At 70.7% G+C, this 21,763-nt stretch carries 19 protein-coding genes and 1 riboswitch; of the genes, 3 read left to right on the top strand and 16 right to left on the bottom strand.

The annotated features are described in order from the left end of the window. Positions 1 to 223: 223 nt before the first annotated feature. Together CP983_RS06350 and CP983_RS06355 are read left to right on the top strand one after the other, a co-directional pair. Positions 224 to 1,420, top strand: a complete 1,197-nt coding sequence (locus tag CP983_RS06350) for a Glu/Leu/Phe/Val dehydrogenase dimerization domain-containing protein (RefSeq protein WP_107908279.1) — start codon at positions 224 to 226, stop codon at positions 1,418 to 1,420. A gap of 67 nt (positions 1,421 to 1,487) precedes the next feature. Further along, positions 1,488 to 2,090: a TetR/AcrR family transcriptional regulator gene (locus CP983_RS06355; RefSeq protein WP_189748468.1), complete on the top strand. Its 603-nt coding sequence runs from the start codon at positions 1,488 to 1,490 to the stop codon at positions 2,088 to 2,090. A 109-nt stretch (positions 2,091 to 2,199) separates the two neighbouring features. Here the strand turns inward: CP983_RS06355 and CP983_RS06360 are convergent, their stop codons facing one another. The 3 genes from CP983_RS06360 to CP983_RS06370 all read right to left on the bottom strand — a co-directional run bounded on the left by CP983_RS06360 (position 2,200) and on the right by CP983_RS06370 (position 6,699). Continuing rightward, positions 2,200 to 2,985, bottom strand: a complete 786-nt coding sequence (locus tag CP983_RS06360) for an SGNH/GDSL hydrolase family protein (protein WP_150506427.1) — start codon at positions 2,983 to 2,985, stop codon at positions 2,200 to 2,202. Between the two features lie 245 nt (positions 2,986 to 3,230). Then, positions 3,231 to 4,160 (bottom strand): LysM peptidoglycan-binding domain-containing M23 family metallopeptidase, encoded by a 930-nt coding sequence (locus CP983_RS06365; RefSeq protein ID WP_150498875.1) that lies wholly within the window; start codon positions 4,158 to 4,160, stop codon positions 3,231 to 3,233. A gap of 4 nt (positions 4,161 to 4,164) precedes the next feature. After that, positions 4,165 to 4,330: riboswitch (cyclic di-AMP (ydaO/yuaA leader) on the bottom strand. Positions 4,331 to 4,629: 299 nt separating this feature from the next. Beyond that, on the bottom strand, positions 4,630 to 6,699 hold the full coding sequence (locus tag CP983_RS06370; RefSeq protein WP_150498876.1) for an alpha-galactosidase: 2,070 nt from the start codon (positions 6,697 to 6,699) through the stop codon (positions 4,630 to 4,632). Between the two features lie 180 nt (positions 6,700 to 6,879). On the opposite strand from CP983_RS06370, the gene CP983_RS06375 reads away from it, so the two are divergent. Continuing rightward, positions 6,880 to 7,677 carry a tyrosine-protein phosphatase gene (locus tag CP983_RS06375; RefSeq protein WP_150498877.1) on the top strand — a complete coding sequence of 266 codons (798 nt, stop codon included), beginning with the start codon at positions 6,880 to 6,882 and terminating at the stop codon, positions 7,675 to 7,677. A 12-nt stretch (positions 7,678 to 7,689) separates the two neighbouring features. Here CP983_RS06375 and CP983_RS06380 read toward each other — a convergent pair whose 3' ends face one another. From CP983_RS06380 to hpnC, 13 genes are all read right to left on the bottom strand, one after another. Next, positions 7,690 to 7,809, bottom strand: coding sequence for a DUF6126 family protein (locus CP983_RS06380; protein ID WP_107908273.1), 120 nt, complete (start codon positions 7,807 to 7,809; stop codon positions 7,690 to 7,692). Continuing rightward, complete coding sequence (locus tag CP983_RS06385; RefSeq protein ID WP_150498878.1) at positions 7,806 to 8,438, bottom strand: helix-turn-helix domain-containing protein; 633 nt, start codon at positions 8,436 to 8,438, stop codon at positions 7,806 to 7,808. Before CP983_RS06385 ends, CP983_RS06380 begins: the two co-directional genes overlap by 4 nt. A 154-nt stretch (positions 8,439 to 8,592) precedes the next feature. Beyond that, a complete protein-coding gene (locus CP983_RS06390; protein WP_030945604.1) occupies positions 8,593 to 9,978 on the bottom strand; it encodes an aspartate aminotransferase family protein in 1,386 nt (461 codons plus the stop codon). Then, positions 9,975 to 11,933: a 1-deoxy-D-xylulose-5-phosphate synthase gene (gene dxs, locus CP983_RS06395; RefSeq protein WP_150498879.1), complete on the bottom strand. Its 1,959-nt coding sequence runs from the start codon at positions 11,931 to 11,933 to the stop codon at positions 9,975 to 9,977. The genes CP983_RS06390 and dxs overlap by 4 nt, the downstream gene beginning before the upstream one ends. Before the next feature lie 31 nt (positions 11,934 to 11,964). Then, positions 11,965 to 13,140 (bottom strand): flavodoxin-dependent (E)-4-hydroxy-3-methylbut-2-enyl-diphosphate synthase, encoded by a 1,176-nt coding sequence (gene ispG, locus CP983_RS06400; protein ID WP_107908270.1) that lies wholly within the window; start codon positions 13,138 to 13,140, stop codon positions 11,965 to 11,967. Between the two features lie 4 nt (positions 13,141 to 13,144). Next, a complete protein-coding gene (gene hpnH / locus CP983_RS06405) occupies positions 13,145 to 14,167 on the bottom strand; it encodes an adenosyl-hopene transferase HpnH (RefSeq protein ID WP_030945596.1) in 1,023 nt (340 codons plus the stop codon). A gap of 5 nt (positions 14,168 to 14,172) precedes the next feature. Next, on the bottom strand, positions 14,173 to 14,814 hold the full coding sequence (locus CP983_RS06410) for a 5'-methylthioadenosine/S-adenosylhomocysteine nucleosidase family protein (protein WP_150498880.1): 642 nt from the start codon (positions 14,812 to 14,814) through the stop codon (positions 14,173 to 14,175). Then, positions 14,814 to 16,847, bottom strand: coding sequence for a squalene--hopene cyclase (gene shc / locus CP983_RS06415; protein WP_150498881.1), 2,034 nt, complete (start codon positions 16,845 to 16,847; stop codon positions 14,814 to 14,816). The genes CP983_RS06410 and shc overlap by 1 nt, the downstream gene beginning before the upstream one ends. A 143-nt stretch (positions 16,848 to 16,990) precedes the next feature. Next, entirely contained in the window at positions 16,991 to 18,127 is a 1,137-nt protein-coding gene (locus CP983_RS06420; RefSeq protein ID WP_150498882.1) for a polyprenyl synthetase family protein, read from the bottom strand. Beyond that, positions 18,127 to 19,554 (bottom strand): hydroxysqualene dehydroxylase HpnE, encoded by a 1,428-nt coding sequence (hpnE, locus tag CP983_RS06425; RefSeq protein ID WP_150498883.1) that lies wholly within the window; start codon positions 19,552 to 19,554, stop codon positions 18,127 to 18,129. Before hpnE ends, CP983_RS06420 begins: the two co-directional genes overlap by 1 nt. Continuing rightward, positions 19,551 to 19,694 carry a DUF6380 family protein gene (locus CP983_RS44655; protein WP_229914651.1) on the bottom strand — a complete coding sequence of 48 codons (144 nt, stop codon included), beginning with the start codon at positions 19,692 to 19,694 and terminating at the stop codon, positions 19,551 to 19,553. Before CP983_RS44655 ends, hpnE begins: the two co-directional genes overlap by 4 nt. Then, the gene (gene hpnD, locus CP983_RS06430) at positions 19,694 to 20,641 is read right to left on the bottom strand and encodes a presqualene diphosphate synthase HpnD (RefSeq protein WP_107908265.1); all 948 of its coding nucleotides are present in this window, start codon (positions 20,639 to 20,641) and stop codon (positions 19,694 to 19,696) included. The genes CP983_RS44655 and hpnD overlap by 1 nt, the downstream gene beginning before the upstream one ends. Next, positions 20,638 to 21,537: a squalene synthase HpnC gene (gene hpnC / locus CP983_RS06435; RefSeq protein ID WP_150498884.1), complete on the bottom strand. Its 900-nt coding sequence runs from the start codon at positions 21,535 to 21,537 to the stop codon at positions 20,638 to 20,640. The genes hpnD and hpnC overlap by 4 nt, the downstream gene beginning before the upstream one ends. Positions 21,538 to 21,763: the final 226 nt, after the last annotated feature.

Consider the following 21,763-nt stretch of genomic DNA (forward strand, 5'->3'; position numbering starts at 1 on the left):
CCGACACCCTCGGATCCCCCCTGGCCTGGAAGGGTCCCGTGACCCCCACGGCTCACCCCGCCGCTTCCGATCCACGCAGATCAACCCGCCACATTGACATGTCCCCACCCCCCTTCGATACTGACTCCTCGTTCAGTAGCAGCACAGCCGCGCCTCGCCCTGGAAGCCCGTTCCAGGCCCCGGACCCCCGCTCCCGGGAGACGACCCCGACCCCGGAGACCCCATGACCACCCCACCCGCCCCGACCACTCCCCTGCTGTCCCTGACCTGGACCGACCACATCACCGGCCGTCAGGGCTTCCTGGTCGTCGACCGGCTGGTGCGCGGCGTGGCCAGCGGCGGGCTGCGGATGCGGCCGGGCTGCACGCTGGAGGAGGTCACGGGCCTCGCGCAGGGCATGAGCATGAAGGAGGCCCTGCACTACGACCCGGAGGCGCGGTACGTCCCCCTGGGCGGCGCCAAGGGCGGCATCGACTGCGATCCCCGGGACCCGGAGGCGTACGGGCTGCTGGTGCGCTACCTGCGGAGCATGCGGCCGTACATCGAGAACTTCTGGACCACCGGCGAGGACCTCGGTCTCGCCCAGGACGTGGTCGACCGGGCGGCGGTCGAGGCGGGGCTCGTCTCGTCGGTCCAGGCCGTGTATCCGCTGCTCGACGACGAGGTGGGTGCCCGGCGGCGGCTCGCGGAGGCGTTCGCGGTCGAGGTCGACGGCATCGGGCTGGACGAGCTGGTCGGCGGCTGCGGGGTCGCGGAGTCGGTGCTGACCGCGCTGGACCGGGCCGGCGTGCCGTACTGGAGGACGCGCGTCGCCGTGCAGGGTCTGGGGACCATGGGAGGTGCGACGGCTCGTTTCCTCACGCGCGCGGGGCTCACCGTCGTGGCCGTAGCCGACATCAAGGGCACGATCGCCAATCCGGCCGGGCTCGACGTCGAGAGCCTGCTGGCGGCACGCGACGCCTACGGCACCGTCGACCGGGCCGTGCTGCGTCCCGGGGACCGCGAGCTGCCGGGCGACGCCTGGCTGTCGACCGAGGCGGAGGTGCTGGTGCCGGCGGCCGTGTCGTACGTGATCGACGGCGCGAACCAGGGCCGCGTCACCGCGCGTTGGATCGCCGAGGCGGCCAACATGCCCGTACGGCCCGACGCTGAGGCGCTGCTGGCCGCCCGGGGCGTCACCGTGCTGCCGGACGTCGTGGTCAACTCGGGTACGAACGCCTGGTGGTGGTGGACGCTGTTCGGGGACATCGCCCCGGACGCGGACGAGGCGTTCGCCCACACAAGGCGTTCGATGCGCGCCCTGACCGACCTCACGCTGGCGCGTGCCGAGGCGGACGGGACGGCTCCGCGGGCCGCCGCGCACGCCATCGCGGCGGACCGGCTGCCGTTGATCACCGAACGGTTCGGCTGGCACCGGTGACGGCCGTCGCGGGGCCCGGCCGGACCTGGCCAGGGAACGGCCGGTGACGAGGCTTTAGGGTGACGACGTGGCAAGAGTGCGGTTGAGCGTGGCGGAACGGCGTGAGGAGTTGCTGAGCGCCGCCGTCGAGCAGATAGAGGCGCGGGGCGTGGCGGCGGTGAGGATCGCCGACGTGGCCTCGGTGCTCGGCGTGAGCAACGCGCTGGTGCTGTATCACTTCGACACCAAGGAGAAGCTCGTCGCGGCCGCGTTCACCCATGCGGCCGAAGGCGACCTGGCCCATCTGCGCCGGCTCCTCGGACGCCGTACGACGGCGCTGCGGCGGCTGCGGGCTGCCGTGCGCTGGTACGCGCCGACCGGTCAGGCCAAGGGCTGGCGGCTGTGGATCGAGGGCTGGGCGGCAGCGCTGCGCGAACCCGCGCTCCAGGAGGTCACCCGGGACCTCGACCGGCAGTGGAAGGGGGCCATCGCCGAGGTGATCGTCGAGGGCGTCGCCGCCGGCGAGTTTCCCTGCCCGGACCCCGCCGGCACGGCCCTGCGCCTGACGGCCCTGCTAGACGGGCTCGCCGTACAGCTGACGTCGTACCCGGGCGCGATCTCACGCACGCGTGCCCAGGACTGGGTGGACGAGGCGCTCGCCCGGGAACTCGGGCTGGAGCGGAGGCGTTGACGGCGTCGAACCGGTGAGGCCGTATGTGATGCGAGCACATGTGGTGTGACCACATACGTCCGGGCCGCACCGATCGACCATCGGTACGGCCCGGAGCAGCGATTCGCCCTCAAGCCACCGCTCGGATCCGCATCTTGATGTCGTCCGGGGACAGCGCGCCCTTGGCCGTCACATGGTCGCCCGACGACTCGCCGCGCAGTCGCCGGCCGATCCACGGCACCAGGTACTCGCGTGCCCAGTGGACGTCGTCCCGGCGGACCTCGAGGGTGCCGCGGGGCGGGAGCGGCGGCCAGGGCTGGTCCGGGTCGGCGGGGATCTCCAGGCCGAGGACCTGGCCCGCGCGGAGCGCCACGCGCGTGTGCCCCTCGGGAGAAAGGTGGAGCCGGTCGTCGTCCCAGGCGCGGCGGTCCTGAACGGTCTTCAGGGACCACAGGTCGAGCACCGGACAGCCGTACCGGTCGGCGATGGCCCGCACATGTCCGTTGTACGTGGCGATCTTGCCGCGCAGATGCTTCAGCACGGGCACGCCGCGGGTGTCGAAGCCGGTCGTCACCATGACGGTGCCGACGGCCGAGGTGAGCCGGACGATCGCCCGCTCGAAGCGCTCGGCGACCTCGTCTGGGTCGGTTCCGGGTCGGATGATGTCGTTGCCGCCCGCACAGAACGAGACCAGGTCCGGGGCCAGTTCGGCGGCCTTCGGGAGCTGGTACTCGATGATCTGGTCGAGCAGTTTGCCGCGTACGGCGAGGTTCGTGTAGTTGAAGTCGCCCTCGGGGCGCCGGTCCGCGAGCAGGACCGCGAACCGGTCGGCCCAGCCGACGAACGCGCCGTCGGGGCCGGGGTCGCCGACGCCCTCGGTGAAGCTGTCCCCCACCGCAACGTACGACCCGATCACTGCACTGCTGTCACTCTTCGAATCGTCTGCCACATCGGCCCATGATTCACCTTCGAATGTGACCTACGCGACCGTAGGAAAGGGTTGACGATCGGTGAGATAAGCCACTCCTAAAGTGTTCACCAAACGTGGAATAACCCTTTGAACAGGGGTGTTGTGGGCGCAACATACCGAAGGCCGGACCCGGGGATCGGGGTCCGGCCTTCGGCCGTGTGTCAGGCAGGTGGTTCTGGCGTGGCGCCGCGTCAGCCGATGGCGACACCCTTGGCGCGCAGGTAGGCGACCGGGTCCACGTCCGAGCCGTAGTCCGGCGTGGTGCGGATCTCGAAGTGCAGGTGCGGGCCGGTGACGTTGCCGGTCGCGCCGGAGAGGCCGATCTGCTGGCCCGCGGTCACGGTCTGGCCGCTGGAGACCGAGAGCGAGGACAGGTGGGCGTACTGGGCGTAGTAACCGTCGGCGAGCTGGATGACGACCTGGTTGCCGTACGCGCCGCCCCAGCCGGCCGAGACGACGGTGCCCGCGCCGACCGCCTTCAGCGGGGTGCCGGTGGCGGCGGCGAAGTCGACGCCGGTGTGGTAGCCGCTGGACCACATGCTGCCCGCGACCTTGTAGCCGGTGCCGAGGGAGGCGCCGGACAGCGGGGCGGAGAAGCCGTTGACGGTGCTGGTGGTCTCGGCGGCCGCGGTCGCCTTCTTCGGCGCGGCGGGCTTCGCGGCGGACGAGTCCTTCGCGGACGACTTGGACGCCGAAGAGGGCTTGGAGGGCGACGACTTGGGGGCGGTCGTCGCGGCCTTCTTGCCGCCGACGGCGAGCTTGAGACCCGGGTGGATCAGCGACGGGTCGGAGCCGACGGCCTCACGGTTGTCGGCGTAGAGCTTCTTCCAGCCACCGCTGACGTTCTGCTCGTCGGCGATCTTCGAAAGGTAATCGCCGACCTTCACCGAATAGGTCCGCACGTCCGCCTTCTTCTGGGCGGCCTTCTTGTCGGCGGCCTTCTGGCCGGCGATCGGAAGGGACTGAACGGCCTTTTCCGAAACGGACTGCGAGGGAGCGGCGTGGGCGCCGGTGGCTCCCATGAGGGGAAGAGCGAGAGCGGCGCCACCGGTTCCGGCGACGGCGATGGAGCGGGTGAAGCGCAGGGACTTCGGACGGCGATGCTTACCCTTCGCGGGCATGACGAATTCCTCTCCGGCGCCTGCGAGGTGAGCTGTCGGGTGCGGGCTGGAGATGCCCGGCCGCGCCGTGGCGCGACTTGACCCCTAGCCGTTCCGGAGACCGGAACAGGCGGTTGTACCTGTGGGTCCCCCGCTCCTGCCGTGCACGGGTGAGTTTGCGCGGAATCCGAGCGGCGGCAGGATTGGGCGTCCGTCCGGATTGGTGGCGAACGTAAGCGAGGAAGACGCATGGGAACAAGTGAGAGGTTCCGTCCGAATGCGTTCCTGTTGATCCCTTGTGGGAATTAGCCGTCACCGTGCGTGAAATATGGGACTGTCGTCCGACTCAAAGCCCCTTGAAAAGCCTATGAATTACGTGGACATGACGGGCGACGCACCGTCACGGCTATGACGCTCCTCACGTGACACTGCTCCAGCTTTCTTTATTGCAGAGCGAGTTGGAATGAAGACGCCAATTCGGACAGATCACCTAGATGCGACGGAGGCGAATAACTGCCGCATCGAGGTCACCCTTCAAGCCGGCCCGCAGTCCGTGATGCACCAATACGGCCCCTCGGTGAATTTCGCCCGTTTCAAGGCATTGATACGCAGCTGTCGGATCCAGACCCCGCAGCCGGAGCGCCGGAAGAGGCTCGCCGTAGCTCTGCGCCTGGAGCCAGGCCAGAACGACCGTTTCGCCCCCGAGCACGTACTGCACCGCGCTCAGCCCGCCCCGCGGAGGCCGCAACCGGTACAGGTCGCCGCGCTGCACCAGGGGCCGGATCTCCTTGTAGAGCGTCACCCACTCCCCGGCCTCGGCGAGCTCCTCCTCGGTCCACCGCGCGAGGTCGCCGCCGACCCCGAGCACCCCGGCCATCGCGCTCACGAAGCGGAAGCGCAGCGAGCTGGCACGGTGGTTGAGCATGGCGTTCGGGCTGTCGGTGACCCAGGCGGCCATGGCCCGGGCCGGGTGGATCTGGCTGAAGCCGTGCTGGATGGCGAGCCGGTCGAGCGGGTCGGTGTTGTCCGAGGTCCACACCTGGTCCGTACGGCCGAGCACGCCGAGGTCGATGCGCCCGCCGCCGCCCGAGCAGGACTCGAAGGCGACGCCGGGGTGAGCGGCGCGCAGCCGGTCCAGCAGGTCGTACAGGGCACGCACATGGTCGACCCACAGGCGCTGCGGATACGCCTCACCGGGCCAGCCGGCGTCGCTGAAGCAGCGGTTGAAGTCCCACTTCACATAGTCGATCGGAGCGCTGGAGAGCAGCCCGTCGAGCCGCTCCCAGAGGTACTCCCGGACGTCGTCGCGGGCGAGGTTCAGCACCAGCTGATTGCGAAATTCCGTCCGCTTTCGTCCCGATTGATACTGAATCCAATCAGGATGTGCGCGATACAGCTCACTGTCAGGATTGACCATTTCCGGCTCGACCCAGATGCCGAACTGCATGCCGAGCGCGTGCACGTACTCGGCGAGCGGCTTGAGGCCGGAGGGGAAGCGGTCGGGGTTGGGCGTCCAGTCGCCGAGCCCGGCGCGGTCGCTGGTGCGCGTCCCGAACCAGCCGTCGTCGACCACGAACAGCTCGACGCCGATGGCCGCGGCCCGCCGCGCGAGGAGGCTCTGCTGCTCCTCGGAGATGTCGAACTCGGTCGCTTCCCAGGAGTTGAACAGCACCGGCCGGTCCTGATCGGCGTCCGGGATCACATACGCGCGCTGGTACGCGTGCCAGGCGCGGCTCGCCCCGCCGAAGCCGCCGTCGCTCCAGAGGCCGGCGAAGACGGGCGTGGTGAAGGTCTCCCCCGCGGTCAGCCGCAGCAGGCCCGAGTCGTCGTACCCGGCGCCGCCGGCGACCTGCACGCGCGCGTCCGGGAGTTGGGCCACGGCGATCCGCCAGGACCCGGACCAGCCGAGGGCGCAGCCGTAGACCTCGCCACGCTCCTCGGTGGCGTCCGTGTCGAGCGCGACCCACGGCAGGTGCTGGTGTCCGGTGTGCCCGCGGCGGCTGCCGATGACCTTCTCGCCGTAGGTGAGCGGGGCCTGCGCAAGCCGTGACTCGGCGCCCCAGCGGCCGTGCAGCTGCGACAGCCGCCAGCCCTCCCGGTCGGGCAGGGTCCAGGCCGCGGAGTCGGCGCGCAGCAGTTCCAGGTCGGCCCCCCGGTTGTCCAGGGTCACCCAGCGCTCGACGACGTCCCCGCGCATCCGGTAGTGCAGCGTGACGTTCAGTCCGCCGTCACGGAAGCGCAACCGCAGTTCGTCACCCTCGGAGTCGTGGCGCTCGAAGTTCCACTCGGTGCCGCGCCGCTCGTCGGTGCGCACGGACAGGGCGGGCCGCACGAAGCGGGGGCCGCCCTCGACGGGGTACTCCTCGCGTCCGTCGAGCGGGGACTCGAAGGGCCAGTACTCCGGCAGCGGGCGCACGGCGAGGGCCTCGGCGTCGGCGAGTCCGATCCGCGGTCCCCAGTGGAGGTGCAGCAGTTCGTCGCCGCCGGTCAGGTGGAGGGCGTAACTGCTGGTCGGCCCGGAGAGGAGCCACGTACGGCCGTTGTCGGAGATCTCCAGCATCAAGCCCCCACAGAGACGAACAGGTGCGATCAAGTACCAACATCATCAAGGGCCGCGAGGCTCCGAGGCAACGCCTGTGGACAACTCATTGCCTCAGGAATCCATGTCGTATGGTCGAGAGCGCACCCCGTCGGCCGCATCGCCGAGCCGCGCCGCCGGGGCTGACTGGGAGGAGCCCCCGTGACGCAGCAGATCCCGTCTACCGAGCCCGAACTGGCGGGCGTTCGCAACTTCCGTGATGTGGGCGGCCTGCCCACCGTGGACGGACGACGGGTGCGGCACGGAGTGCTGTTCCGCAGCGGCCACCTCGCGCACGCGACGGCCGAGGACGCCGACTTCCTCGGCACGCTGGGGCTGCACACGATCTTCGACTTCCGCAACGCCGCCGACCAGAAGCTCGAAGGACCGGACGTCGCGCTGCCAGGTGTGCGCAACGTCAACCTGCCGCTCTCCGACCCGGCGGACGGCGCGGAGTTCTGGAAGATGGTCCGGGACGGCGACCTCGACCAGCTGCGCGGGATCCTGTCGGACGGCAAGGGCGCGAACCGGATGATCGTCTCCTACCGCTCGATCATCAAGGAGCGCACCGGCGAGCACTCCCAGGTGCTGCACTCGCTCGCCGAGGACAGCATCCCGGCGCTGATGCACTGCGCGGCCGGCAAGGACCGCGCGGGTCTGTCCATTGCCGTGACACTGCTGGCCCTCGGCGTCGAGCGTGAGGCCATCGTCGCCGACTACCTGGAGTCCAACGCCAAGCACCGCCGCTACAAGGTGCGGCGCAACGGCAGCGACGCCTCCGCCTACTCACCCGAGGTGATGGAGCTGCTCAGCCCGCTGTTCGACGCGCGGGCCGAGTATCTGACGGCTGCCTTCGAGACCATCGAGGAGACGTGGGGCGGCGTCGACACCTATCTGGAGCAGGGTCTGCGGCTGAGCCCCGAGTCCCGGGACCGGCTGCGGGAGCGGCTGCTCGACTGACGCCGCGTCCGGCTACTTCGCGCCCGCCTCGAACAGGAAGTAGACGAAGGCGGCGAAGACGTGCCCCACCGCGATGTAGATGATGAGCCGCACCCACAGGGCACGCGGGAACTTCTCCTCGATGTTGCTCATGGCGTCTCTCCAGGGGTGGGGCCCAGGCACAGGGTGGCCGTGGGGCTCTGCAACAACGTGTGGACGAACAGCAGCTCCACCCCGCCCGGGTCCAGGGCGGCGATGCGGTGCGGGGTGAGCGAATCGAAGTGCGCGCTGTCTCCGGGCGCGAGCCGGTGCGTGGTGTCCCCGAGGCGCAGCCGCAGCCGTCCTTCGAGGACGTAGAGCCACTCCTCGCCGGGATGCACCCGCACCATGTCGCCCTGCGAGCCGTGCGGCACATGGACGCGCAGGGCCTGCATCCCGCGTCCGGGGGCGCCGGCCTGCCAGTACGTCCATCCGCCGGCGGCGGTCGGTTCCATGTCGGCGGAGCGCACGACGGCGTCCCGGTCGGCGACCGACTCGCCGAGCAGTTCGGAAACCGTCGTACCGTAGATGCGGGCGAGCGCGAGCAGCATCGGCAGCGAGGGCTGGCGTTGCCCGGTCTCCAGCCGGGAGAGGTGGGCCGGTGACAGCCCGGCGGAGCGGGCCGCGGCCTCCAGGGTGAGGGCGGCGCGCCGGCGCAGGGCCCGGAGCTGGGGCGCGACGACGGGGAGTGCCTCGGCCGGCACTTCCGCCTCCCCCTCGGGCGAGGTCTCGGGAGAGCTCATGCTCCCCATTCAGCCGCAGGTTTGCCTCTGCGGCAAATTTCTTGCCTCAGAGGCAAACCAGGCGGAACACGAGCCGAGAGTCCGACCCTGCCCTTCACAGGGACGACGGGGCCCTCACAGGGACGACCGAACCCGCGGCGTGCCTACCCCGCCCTCACCGGTTGGCGACCGCCTGCTTGATCAACGTCTTGCCGAAGTCCCACATCAGCCCGCCCCCGCTGTGCGCGTCGTCCATCACCTCGGTGAAGGCGTCGACGAACCGGTCCACCTCCCGCTCGCCGATGATCAGCGGCGGGATCAGCTTGATCACCTCCAGGTGATCGCCGGAGACCTGGGTGAGGATCCGGTGCCTGCGCAGCAGCGGGACGACGACCATCTGCGCGAACAGTCCCTTGCGGGCCGCCTGGAGCATGGTCCAGCGGCCGCGCAGCTTCAGCGAGTCGGGACGGCCGAACTCGATGCCGATCATCAGGCCCCGGCCGCGGACGTCGGCGAGCAGCTCGTACTTGCCGACCAGCGCCGCGAGCCGCGACCGCAGCTGCTCCCCGGTCGCCCGCGCGTTCGCAACGATCTGCTCGTTCTCCATGACGGACAGCACGGCGAGCCCGGCCGCCATGGCCTGCGCGTTGGACCCGAAGCTCGCCGAGTGCACGAGCACCCGGTCCATGGACGAGTAGACCTTCTTGAAGATCCAGTCCTTGCCGAGGGTGGCCCCCACCGGCACATAGCCCCCGGAGAGCGCCTTGGCGACGCACACCAGGTCCGGCTCGACGCCCTCCTCGTGCTGGTAGGCGTAGAAGTCGCCGGTGCGGCCAAGGCCCGTCTGCACCTCGTCGGCGATGAGCAGCGCCTTGTGCTTGTGCAGCAGCTCCTGGGCGGCCCGCAGATAGCCGGGCGGGGCCTCGTGCACGCCCTTGCCCTGGATCGGTTCGACGATCAGGGCGGCTACGTCGCCCTTCTTCAGCTCCCGGGCCAGGGCGTCGAGATCGCCGAGCGGCACGGCCGTGTCCGGGAGCAGCGGGGCGAAGCCGTCGCGGAAGCCGGACTCGCCGTTGACGGACAGGGAGCCCGTGGTCAGCCCGTGGAAGGCGTGGTCGCAGTACAGCACCCGCGGCCTGCCCGTGACGAACCGCGCGAACTTCAGAGCGGTCTCCACCGCCTCCGTCCCGCTGTTGCCGAAGAACACCCGGTCCAGGTGCGGGCTGTGGGTGAGGAGCCGCTCCGCCAGCAGCCCGGGCAGCGGCTGGCAGTCGAAGCGGGTCAGGTCGGCGAGCTGGGCGTCGAGGACGTCGTGCAGCGCCTTGCGGACGACGGGGTGGTGGCGCCCCAGGCCCATCACCCCGAACCCGGCGAGCATGTCCAGGTGGTCCTCGCCGTCCGCGTCCCAGAAGTAGGCGCCCTCGGCCCGCTCGTAGACCTTGTCGAAGCCGATGGTGTGCAGCATGCGCGGGAGCTGGTGGTTGAGGTACTTCGTGTGCAGCTCGTAGCGCTCGGCTCCGCGCTCGGCGAGGAGCCTGCCGAGGTCGAACTCGCTCGTCATTCAGCTTTCTCCTTGACCGGCACGACGGTACGACCGTCGTGGCTCCCCTCGGCCCGCGCCGCGTCGGCCACGCTCTCCTCGGCCTCCTTGAGGGCGAGGCTCGCGCTGATCCGCCCGGCGACCTCGACGGGCGTGAGGCCGATGTCCGCGAGCACCTCGCCCCGCTTGGCGTGCGCGAGGAACTGCTCCGGGATGCCGAACCGCCGCACCGGTACGTCGACGTCGGCGTCGCCCAGTGCCAGCGCCACGGCGGAGCCCACGCCGGAGGAGCGGCTGTTGTCCTCGACGACGGCCACCAGCCGGTGCTGCGCAGCGAGGGGCGCGAGCGCGGGGTCGACGGGTTTCACCCACCGCGGGTCGACGACGGTGCAGTTGATGCCGCGGGCCTGGAGCAGCTCGGCCGCCTGGAGGCACACCGGCGCCATCACACCGACGGCGACGAGCAGGACCTCCGGCTCGCCGGCATCCCGGTGCAGCACGTCCAGCCCGCCCACCCGGTCCACCGCCGGGACCGACGGGCCGACCGACTCCTTCGGGAACCGTACGAGGGTGGGCGCGTCGTCGCAGGCCACGGCCTCGCGCAGCTGGGCCCGCAGCTGGTCGGCGTCGCGCGGCGCGGCGATCCGCAGGCCGGGGACGACCTGGAGGATCGACATGTCCCACATGCCGTTGTGGGAGGCGCCGTCGACGCCCGTGACGCCGGCCCGGTCCAGCACGAACGTCACTCCGCAGCGGTGCAGCGCGACGTCCATGAGGAGCTGGTCGAAGGCACGGTTCAGGAACGTGGCGTAGACGGCGACGACCGGGTGCAGCCCGCCGGTGGCGAGGCCCGCCGCGGACACGGCCGCGTGCTGCTCGGCGATCCCGACGTCCCAGACCCGGTCCGGGAACCGTTCGGCGAACCTGCCCAGCCCGACGGGGTGCAGCATGGCCGCCGTGATCGCCACGACGTCCTCCCGCTCCTCCCCGATCCGCACGATCTCCTCGCCGAACACCGACGTCCAGGACGGCCCGCCCGACGGCGCGAGCGGCTCGCAGGTCAGCGGGTCCATCACGCCGACGGTGTGGAAGTGGTCCTCCTCGTGGGCGAGGGCGGGTTCGTAGCCGCGCCCCTTCTCCGTGAGGCAGTGGATCAGCACGGGCCCGTGGAACCGTTTCGCCCGCCTCAGCGCGGACTCGACGGCCCCGATGTCGTGCCCGTCGATCGGGCCGACGTACTTCAGTCCCAGGTCCTCGAAGAGCCCCTGCGGCGCGAACGCGTCCTTGAAGCCCTTCTTCGCGCCGTGCAGCGCCTCGTAGACGGTGTTGCCGACGACGGGCGTGCGCTGCAGCACGTCCTTGCCCCAGGCCAGGACCCGCTCGTAGCTGTCCGTCGTGCGCAGGGTGGCCAGGTGGTTGGCGAGCCCTCCGATGGTCGGCGCGTACGAGCGCTCGTTGTCGTTGACGACGATGATCAGCGGCCGGTCCTTGGCCGCCGCGATGTTGTTCAGCGCCTCCCAGGCCATGCCGCCGGTCAGCGCCCCGTCGCCGATCACCGCGACGACGTGCCCCTTCTCCCCCTGCACCTGACGGGCCTTGGCGAGCCCGTCGGCCCAGCCGAGCGCCGTGGAGGCGTGGCTGTTCTCGACGATGTCGTGCTCGGACTCCTCGCGCGAGGGGTAGCCGGACAGGCCGCCCTTGCCGCGCAGCTTGGAGAAGTCCTGGCGTCCCGTCAGCAGCTTGTGCACATAGCTCTGGTGACCGGTGTCCCAGACGATGCGGTCGACCGGCGACTCGAAGACCCGGTGGAGCGCGATGGACAGTTCCACCACGCCCAGGTTGGGCCCGAGGTGTCCGCCGGTCCTGGCGACCGCGTGCACCAGGAACTCCCGGATCTCGTCGGACAGTTCACCGAGTTCCGCCTCGGACAGCGCCTTCAGGTCGCGTGGTCCCCGGATGCTCTCCAGAATCGTCACGCTCGGGCCCCCTCTCGGTCCGTGCCTTGCTTCAACTCACAGTCACTGCCGGTTTCCCCGTGACGGTGGGGGCGCCCGATGCGGCCCCGTCCTGCTCCATCTGTTCGGCGATCTTCATCGCCTCCTCGATCAGGGTCTCGACGATCTTCGACTCGGGGACGGTCTTGATGACCTCGCCCTTCACGAAGATCTGACCCTTGCCGTTGCCGGAGGCGACCCCGAGGTCGGCCTCCCGCGCCTCGCCGGGGCCGTTGACCACACAGCCCATGACGGCTACCCGCAACGGCACTTCCATGCCTTCCAGGCCGGCCGTGACCTCGTCGGCGAGCTTGTAGACGTCGACCTGGGCCCGCCCGCAGGACGGGCAGGAGACGATCTCCAGGCGCCGCTGCCTGAGGTTCAGCGACTCCAGGATCTGGATGCCGACCTTGACCTCCTCGGCGGGCGGGGCGCTCAGGGACACGCGGATGGTGTCGCCGATGCCCCGCGACAGCAGCGCCCCGAAGGCCACCGCTGACTTGATCGTGCCCTGGAAGGCGGGCCCGGCCTCGGTGACCCCGAGGTGCAGCGGGTAGTCGCACTGCGCCGCGAGCTGCGTGTACGCCTCGACCATGATCACCGGGTCGTTGTGCTTCACCGAGATCTTGATGTCCCGGAAGTCGTGCTCCTCGAACAGCGACGCCTCCCACAGCGCGCTCTCCACGAGCGCCTCCGGAGTGGCCTTGCCGTACTTCTGGAGCAGCCGCCGGTCGAGCGACCCTGCGTTGACGCCGATCCGGATCGGCGTGCCGTGGTCCCTGGCGGCCCGCGCGATCTCCTTGACCTTGTCGTCGAACTGCTTGATGTTCCCCGGGTTGACGCGTACGGCCGCACAGCCGGCCTCGATCGCGGCGAACACGTACTTCGGCTGGAAGTGGATGTCCGCGATCACCGGGATCTGGGACTTGCGGGCGATGGTCGCGAGGGCGTCCGCGTCGTCCTGCGTCGGGCAGGCCACGCGCACGATCTGGCAGCCGGACGCCGTCAGCTCGGCGATCTGCTGCAGGGTGGCGCCGATGTCGGACGTCCGGGTCGTCGTCATCGACTGCACCGACACCGGGGCGCCGCCCCCGACCGCCACCGGGCCGACCTGGATCTGCCGCGACACACGTCGTTCGGCGACCGGCCGGACCGGTACCTCGGGGACGCCCAAGGAGATGGCGGTCATGGCGTCACTCCCGGTTTCCGGAGACCGTCTCGCGCATGGCGCGCAGGGACTCCTTGAGCGAGCCCATGGTGGCGAGGACGGCGGTGGGCTCGTAGCCGCAGTGCGCCATGCAGTTGGCGCAGCGCGGGTCCTTGCCGCGGCCGTACTTGTCCCAGTCGGTGTCCTCGATCAGCTCCCGGTACGTCGGCACGTACCCGTCGCTCATCAGGTAGCAGGGGCGCTGCCAGCCGAACAGGGAGTAGTTCGGGATCGCCCACGCGGTGCACGGGAAGTCGACCTTGCCCTCGAGGAAGTCGAGGAACAGCGGCGAGTGGTTCAGCCGCCACTTCCTGCGGTTGCCGCCCGCGAAGGCCTTCTTGAACAGCTCGCGGGTCTGCTCGACGCCGAGGAAGTGCTCCTGGTCGGGGGCCTTCTCGTAGGCGTAGGCGGGCGAGATCATCATCTCGTCGACCTTGAGGTCGTCGTTGAGGAAGTTCAGCACCTCGACGATGGTCTGCGGGGTGTCGGTGTTGAAGAAGGTGGAGTTGGTGGTGACCCGGAAGCCGCGGCGCTTGGCCTCCTTGATCGCCTCCACCGCCTCGTCGAACACGCCCTCCTTGGCCACCGACTCGTCGTGGCGCTCGCGCAGGCCGTCGATGTGCACGGCGAAGGCGAAGTAGGGCGAGGGGGTGAACTTGTCCATCTTCTTGCGCAGCAGCATGGCGTTGGTGCACAGGAAGACGTACTTCCGCTTGGCCACCAGCTGCCGCACGATCTCGTCGATCTGCGGGTGCATCAGCGGCTCGCCGCCGGCGATGGACACCATGGGCGCGCCGGACTCGAGCACCGCCCCCACGGCCTGGGCCACCGGCATGCGCTGCTTCAGGACCCCGGCCGGGTGCTGGATCTTGCCGCAGCCCTCGCATTTGAGGTTGCAGGCGAACAATGGCTCCAGCTCGACGATCAGCGGGAACTTGTCACGCCTGCGGAGCTTCTGTTCGGCCAAGTAAGTAGCGACCTTGATGGACTGACGCAGCGGCATGGCCATCTGGCTCACCTCCTGGGGAGCAGCAAAGAACGGTGCCATTCATAGAATGCGGGTAGAACGGTACGAAGGACGCGGAAAGCTGATATTCCACCGCGCAACGTGCCGATCCGGACGAGTTCATGTTCTGGAGCGTCCACGACCACCCGGACGGCCGCAACCGGGCGCTCGCCCGTACGGACGGCGCTCAGTAGCGTCGCCGCCGACTCCATGTCGACCGCGATCGCGCCGGTCGTGAGCAGATCGGACCGTTCCTGACCTCGGACGACATGGTCCGAGCCGGTGAGCGGTCCGGTGTGGACGGTGCGGCCCGGGACGGTCCGCACTAGTTCTTTGACGAGTAGGTCGGTTCCCACGCACGGAACGGTTCCCGCCGGATCCCGGGTCTCCTCGGCGACCACCAGATCGCCGGGGTGCATCCCGGGGGCGAGCCCCGCGCAGAAGCCGGTGGCGAGGACCGCGGCCCCGGCGAGGGCCGGGTCGGCGAGCACCCGGGTGACGGAGCGTTCCGCCGCCCGGGGCCCCATGCCCGTACGGAGCACGGTGACCGGCCCGCCCGCACCGCCGCGCTCGCCGGCGCGCAGGGCGAACTGCTCGATGCCGAGCGCGCAGGCGATCAGCAGCGGGGCCGGGGCGGGCTGTGGGCTCATCAGCTCCCCTTGGCCTCGACGGCCGCCGTGTCCTCGACGACCACCCGGACCACCGAATCGGTGAACGGCTCCCCGTGGACGTACCGGCCCAGCGCGGTCAGTGGGAAGACCTGCCGGTAGAGGTGGTAATTGATGGAGAAGTCCCAGGGGAACCCGGTGCCGGTGAAGTACGGCTCGTCCCAGGAGCCGTCCGCCAGCTGGGTGGCCGCGAGCCACTCGACGCCGCGCTCGACGGCCTTGGAGTCCCTCTCCCCCGCCGCCAGCAGCGCCATCAGCGCCCACCCGGTCTGCGACGCCGTCGAGGCGCCCTTGCCGCTCCACTCCTTGACGTACCTGTAGGAACGCAGGTCCTCGCCCCAGCCGCCGTCGTCGTTCTGGACGGACTCCAGCCAGGTGACGGCGCGCCGGATCGCGGGGTGCGAGCCCGGCATACCGGCGGCCACCAGGGCGGGTACGACGGATCCGGTGCCGTAGATGTAGTTCACGCCCCAGCGGCCGAACCACGAGCCGTCCGGTTCCTGCTCGGCGAGCAGCCACCGGATGCCGCGCCGGGTGCGCGGGTCGTGGGCCAGGCCCTCGACGGCGAGCATCTCGACGACGTGCGCGGTGACGTCCGCCGACGGCGGGTCGATGACCTCGCCGAAGTCGCAGAACGGCAGCCGGTTGGGGAAGGGGCTGGTGTTGTCGACGTCGAAGGCGCCCCACGCCCCGTTGCGGGACTGCATCCCGAGGTTCCAGCGCACCCCGCGGCCGATCGCCTTCTCCAGCCGCTCCGGGTCGTGGTGCCGGACCCGGCGCAGGGCGAGGACCACCTCGGCGGTGTCGTCGATGTCGGGGTAGTTGTCGTTGTGGAACTCGAACGCCCAGCCGCCCGGCGGCAGTTGGGGCCGCTTGACCGCCCAGTCGCCGGGCCGGACGATCTCCTCGCCCAGCATCCAGTCGGCGGCCCTGACCAGCTGCGCGTGATCGGCGGGTACGCCGGCGTCCGCCAGCGCGATGGTGGCGAGGCAGGTGTCCCAGACCGGCGACTGGCAGGCCTCGATCATCCGGGCCCCGTCCTCGCGCCAGACGGCGAAACGGTCCAGCGAGGCGAGCCCCTCGCGCATCACGGGGTGCTGGAGGTCGTAGCCGAGCAGATGCAGCGCGATGATCGAGTACACCGCCGGGGGCTGGATGCCGCCCCAGCAGCCGTCGTTCTCCTGACGCTCGATGATCCAGCGGGCCGCGGTGTTCATGGCTGCTCTGCGCAGTCTGCGCGGGGCGACCTTGCGCAGCTGGTGCAGCGCCTTGTCGAGCCGCTGGAAGGCCCCGTCCCAACTCGCCGCCGGGGCAAGGGGCTTCAGCGGGTTGGGGTCGGCGGGGTCCTTGTGCAGTTCGTCGAGGGGGAAGGGCGCGGGCCGTACCGGGCGCTTCGCGGAGACGATCGTCAGCGGGACGATGGTCTGCCGGGCCCAGCAGCCGAAGTCGTAGATGTTGAGCGGGACCCACTTGGGGAAGTAGATGAGCTCCGGCGGGAGTTCGGGCAGGTCCTCCCACTTCCACCAGCCGAACAGGGCCAGCCAGATCCGGGTGAAGACCCGGGCCGCGGCGATGCCGCCCTGCTCGCGGATCCAGGCGGAGGCCCGCGCCATGTGCGGTGCGTCCGGCGCGTCACCGGCCAGGCGCAGGGCGACGTACGCCTCGATGGTGGTGGAGAGCTCGCCCGGCGCGCCGTAGAAGGTGCCCCAGGTGCCGTCCTCGCGCTGCTCGCCCCGGATGAAGAGCGCGGCGGCCCGAGTGGTCTTCTCGTCGCGGACGCCCAGGAACTGACGGAGCAGAAGGTCCTCGGCGTCCATGGTGACGTTCGTCTCGAGGTCGCCCTTCCACCAGCCCTGGGCGTCCTGCTTCGCCAGCAGGAAGTCGGTGGCGCGCCGGACCGCGCCCTCGGCGGCTTCGTACACCCCGGCCGCCACGGGGTTCTCGCTGTCGGTTTCCCTGGCCGCGGCTGCCCGGGGCGGCCGCGCCCCGGTGCTTCCGTCGGTCGTCGCTGTCATGGCTTCCCCTTCGTGCAGTGCTACTGGCAGTGCGTCTGCTGTGGGTCCGCCGTCGGCCGGTGCGCTTCTTCCAGCGACACCGGCCGGCGACTACGCAAGGGCTATTCGACCGATACTGATCATCTCTTTTCGCCCGGTGGTGATCATCTCTTTCGTACGACGACGAAGTCGGCGAGCGCCGTGAACTGCGCCCGCACCCGGTCCGGCATGTCGACGGCGTCCAGGGCCTCGACGGCGACCGCGTGCTGGCGGCGCGCCTCCTCGGCGGTCCACTCGCGGCCGCCCGCCTCCTCGATGAGGGCGGCGCGGGCGGCGAACTCCTCCTCGGAGAAGTTCTCGAAGTCGCTGCTCTTGGCGTCCGCGGCGAGGATCTCGCCGAGCCGCTCGGAGGCGGGGCCGCCCGCCGCGAGCGCGGCCACGACCGGCAGGGACTTCTTGCGCTGGCGCAGGTCGCTCCAGGTCTGCTTGCCGGTGGAGACCGGGTCGCCCCAGATGCCGAGGAGGTCGTCGACGGCCTGGAAGGCGAGCCCCAGGTGGTAGCCGTACTTCTCCAGGGTGTCGGCGGTGTGGTCGTCCGCGCCGGCGAGCACCGCGCCGATGGAGCTGGCGCTGGCGAGCAGGGCACCGGTCTTGTTGCCCTCCATCTCCAGGCACTCCTCGACGCCGACGCGGTCGCGGTGCTCGTAGGAGATGTCCTGGGCCTGACCGTCGATCAGGGCGCGGGTCGCGGTGGTCAGGCGGCGGGTGGCGCGGCCGGCCTCGACGGTGCCGAGCTCCAGCAGCACCTCGTTGGCCAGCGCGAACATGGCGTCACCGACGAGGATGGCCTGGGCGGGGCCGTGCACCTTCCAGACGGTGTCGCGGTGGCGGCGCTGCTCGTCGCCGTCCATCAGGTCGTCGTGCAGCAGGGAGAAGTTGTGGACCAGCTCGACGGCGACGGCGCCGGGGATGCCGACGTCGGGAGAGGCGCCGGTGACCTCGGCGGAGAGCAGGGCGAGGGCGGGGCGTACGGCCTTGCCGCCGTCACCGGCCGTGGGCCTGCCGGCGGCGTCGATCCAGCCGAAGTGGTAGGCGGAGACGGTGTCCATGGGAGGAGCCAGGCGGTCGACGGCCGCACGCAGGACCGGTGTGGTCAGGGTCCTACCGCGCTCCAGGAGCGCGGTCACCGACACCGCGGTCTCTTCAGCGGCCTTCTCGGCCGGGGGCACAGTGGGCACGTTCTCTCCTCTTGTTGCGCTACGGGGGGTGCGGGGGCCTGCCGCCGAGTGCTCGTTCAGCATCACGCCGCCTCCTCGACGTCGAAGAGGTGGCTGGGGCGAGGCCGGCCCAGAGCGCTCAGCGCGGCTTCGGCCGCACTCACGCCGCTGCGGACCGCACTCTCCATGGTCGCGGGCCACCCTGTGGCAGTCCACGCGCCGGCCAGGTACAGGCCGGATGCCTTGGTGCGGGCGCCGGGCCGCAGCCGCCCGACGCCGGGGGTGGGGGCGAACGTCGCCGTGCGCTCCCTGGTCACGAAGAAGTCCTGCACCCGGGCGCCGCGCGCCCCGGGCAACAGCCGCTCCAGCTCCGGCAGATACCGCTCGCGCAGGGTGGCCACGGGTTCGTCGATCTCGTCCTGGGCCGCCGACTGGGAGACGGCGAGGTACTGGCCGTCCTTGAGCCCGGAGGCGTCGGTGCGGTCGAACACCCACTGGAGGGGGCTGCCGAGGGCCGTGAGGAACGGCGTGCTCAGCACCTTGCGGTCGTAGACGACATGCACGTTGAGGATCGGCGCGGTGCCGATCTCCAGGAGCCGTTCGGGGGCGTCGAGAGCACCGCCGGGCAGCAGGTCGTACGCCTCGCGCTGGGCCACGGCGAGCACGACCGCGTCCGCTTCGAGCGTCTCGCCGGGAACCTGAACGCTCCAACGTCCGTTCTCGTCAGAGGAGATGGAGGTGACGCGTGTACGGACCTCGGTACGGACGCCCGCGGTGTCGAGCGCCTTGCGGGCCAGCCGGTCATGCAGTTCGCCCAGCGGGACGCGCGCCCATCCGATGTCGGCGGCGCCCGCTTCGGACAGCAGACCGGTCTTGAACACCATCGCGGCGAGCCCCAGCGAGGCGTCGCCCGCGACCGCGTTGAGAGTGGCGACCCCGACCAGGTCCCACAGGGCCTCGACGGCACGCGCCGACTGACCGTGCGCGGTCAGCCAGCTGCCGAAGTCCTGGGTGTCCAGGGTCGGATCGGCGAGGTCGAGCCCCTTGAGCGCGAGCGCGGCACGCCCGACCCTGGCGCGTTCGGCGAGGGAGAGATGCGGATACGTCGCCAGGCTCCGGCCCAGGTGCAGGGGCACGGGCAGCGCGTCGCGCCGCAGTCTGCCGAGCCGTCGGCCCTCGGGCTTGTCGACGTCGACCACGGGGACGTCGAGCCGGTCCTGGAGCGGCGCCAGCGCCGTCCCCTCGATCCGGTCGAGGAACCAGCGGTAGGCGGTGCAGCAGCGCAGGTACACGTGCTGTCCGTTGTCGACCGTCAGATCGCCGCGCTGGAAGGAGAAGGCCAGGCCGCCCAGCCTCGGCCTGCCCTCGATCAGGGTGACGCGGACGCCCGCGTCGGCGAGTGCGAGCGCGGCGGTGACGCCGGCGAGCCCGCCGCCGATCACGACGGCGTCCCTCCCGGCGCGTGGCGGGATGTCCGCGAGCGACCCGTCCGGCCGCGTGCCGTCGGTCATCGTGCACCCTCCCCTGAGCGACCGCCGTGCCGATGGTTCAACGGTGTACCGCCGGTCGTCTCAGTCAGGGACGCCGCATGACGGTGGAGGGTTGCCTGCCGCTTTTCCCCGGTGGCATCACCTTGGGCCGAAATGTCCATCAGGCGCGCCTCCTGACGGTTCGGGTGACATGCCGGGCGTCCAGACCGGACAGACCGCGCACGGCGACGTACGCCTTCTCACGCCCGGGCAGGGAGACCCGGCCGCGCAGCACGGCCTCCGGGTCGCGCTCGATGCGGTCCAGCAGACGGCGGTAGATGCCGGCCATGGCGGCGACGCACGCGCCGCTGCGCCGGTCGAGCATGGGGAGCAGCCGGTAGCCCTCGGCGAAAAGGGCGCGGGCCCGTCGCACTTCGAAGTGCACGAGGCCCGCGAAGTCGGAGCCCTCCGGTGGGGTCGGCCCGCTGAAGCCGGCCGAGCAGCCGAATTTGGCGAGGTCGTCGGAGGGCAGGTAGGTGCGCCCTCCCTCGGCGTCCTCACGGACGTCACGCAGGATGTTGGTCAGCTGCAGCGCCAGGCCGAGCGTGTCCGCGTACTCGGACGCGCGTTCGACGCCGCGGGCCGCCGGTTCGGTGCCGAACACGCCGAGCGACAGGCGGCCGATGGCGCCCGCCACACAGCGGCAGTAGACCTTCAGGTCGTCCCAGGTCTCGTAGGTCTCGCCGCGTACGTCCATCAGGACGCCGTCGATCAGCTCGTCCAGTCCGCCGAGCGGGATCGGGAAGGCGTCGGCGGCGTGGGCGAGCGCGACGGCCACGGGGTCGGTGTCGTCCTCGTCGACCTCGTGCTCGCGGATCCGGGTCAGCAGTTCCCGGGTGTCCTCCAGCCTGGCGATCTTGACGTCGCTGCTCAGGGCGCCGTCGCCGATGTCGTCGACGCGGCGCGAGAACGCGTACAGCGCCGACATCGCCCGCCGCTTGGGCGTGGGCAGCAGCCGGATGCCGTAGGCGAAGTTCCGTGCCTGCTGTCCGGTGACGGCCTCGCAGTAGCTGTAGGCGGCGAGTACCGGTGCGGACGCGTGTGGTGCAGACTCCACGGTCCGGATCACCCCTCTCCTCGCAGAGTCACGCCCACCTCGCGCAGCAGTCGGAGCTTGCTGGCCTTGGGCGGGCCCGGCAGTACGTCGTATTCGGCGGCGGCGATCGCGCCGATCGCCGCCCTTCCCCCCGCCACGAAACCCGCCAACAGCAGCTTGAGCCTGCCGTGGACGCTACCCACCAAGGGGGTGCCTTCATTCAGGAGGTTCCGGGCATGTTCGGCTTCGTATGCAACCAGTGCGCGCACCGATGCGCCCGCCGTTTTCGCCCCGAGATCGGTTTCGTCGACGTGAAAGCGTTTCATGTCCGCTGCGGGCAGATAGATCCGGTCACGGCCGAGGTCCTCGGCGACGTCCTGGAGGTGCTCGACGATCTGGAGTGCCGTGCACACCGCGTCGGAGCGGCGGATCCGCTCGGGCGTCGCCGTGCCGGTGACGGCGAGGACGAGCCGGCCGACGGGGTTGGCCGACAGTTCGCAGTAGGCAAGCAGATCGTCGTAGGTCTCGTAGCGCCCGACGAGCTGGTCCTGGCGGTTGGCGGCGATCAGGCCGAGGAACGGCTCGGGGGTCAGCGAGCAGCGGCGGACCGTCGGCTGGAGGCGGCGCAGCAGGGGGTGGCCGGGGGTGCCGTCGAAGACGCGGCGCAGGTCGGCCTCGAAGGCGTCGAGCAGGACAAGGCGGTCCTCGGCCGACTCGGGCGACACGCCGAGCAGGCGGGCGTCGGCACCGCCGGGGGCGAGATCGCCGTCGCCGATGTCGTCGACGAGGCGGGCGAAGCCGTACACGGCCATCAGGTCGTCGCGCCAGGCCCTGGGCAGGAAGAACGGCGCCACGGGGAAGTTCTCCGCGGCGGCCTTGTCGAGCGTGCCGCGCGCCGGATCGTCAGGGCGCGCGTCCGTTCCCTTCACCGTGGACTGCCCGGGGCGGGGACGGCACAGGCGGGTGCGTTGAGCTGGGGAGTTTCCGTAGCCATTGCCGTCACATCTCCCGTTCTACACCGCTGACCCAATGCACACTATTTCGGACACGCCGCCCGGCTGTCCGCGCCGCAGCCCGGAGAGAGGGTGTCGCGCCTTATCGCCCCACTTGCCGCGTTTCGGTACCGCTACAGCTTACGTTGTACAACGCAGCGTG

Source organism: Streptomyces chartreusis (assembly GCF_008704715.1).
Taxonomy (GTDB): domain Bacteria; phylum Actinomycetota; class Actinomycetes; order Streptomycetales; family Streptomycetaceae; genus Streptomyces; species Streptomyces chartreusis.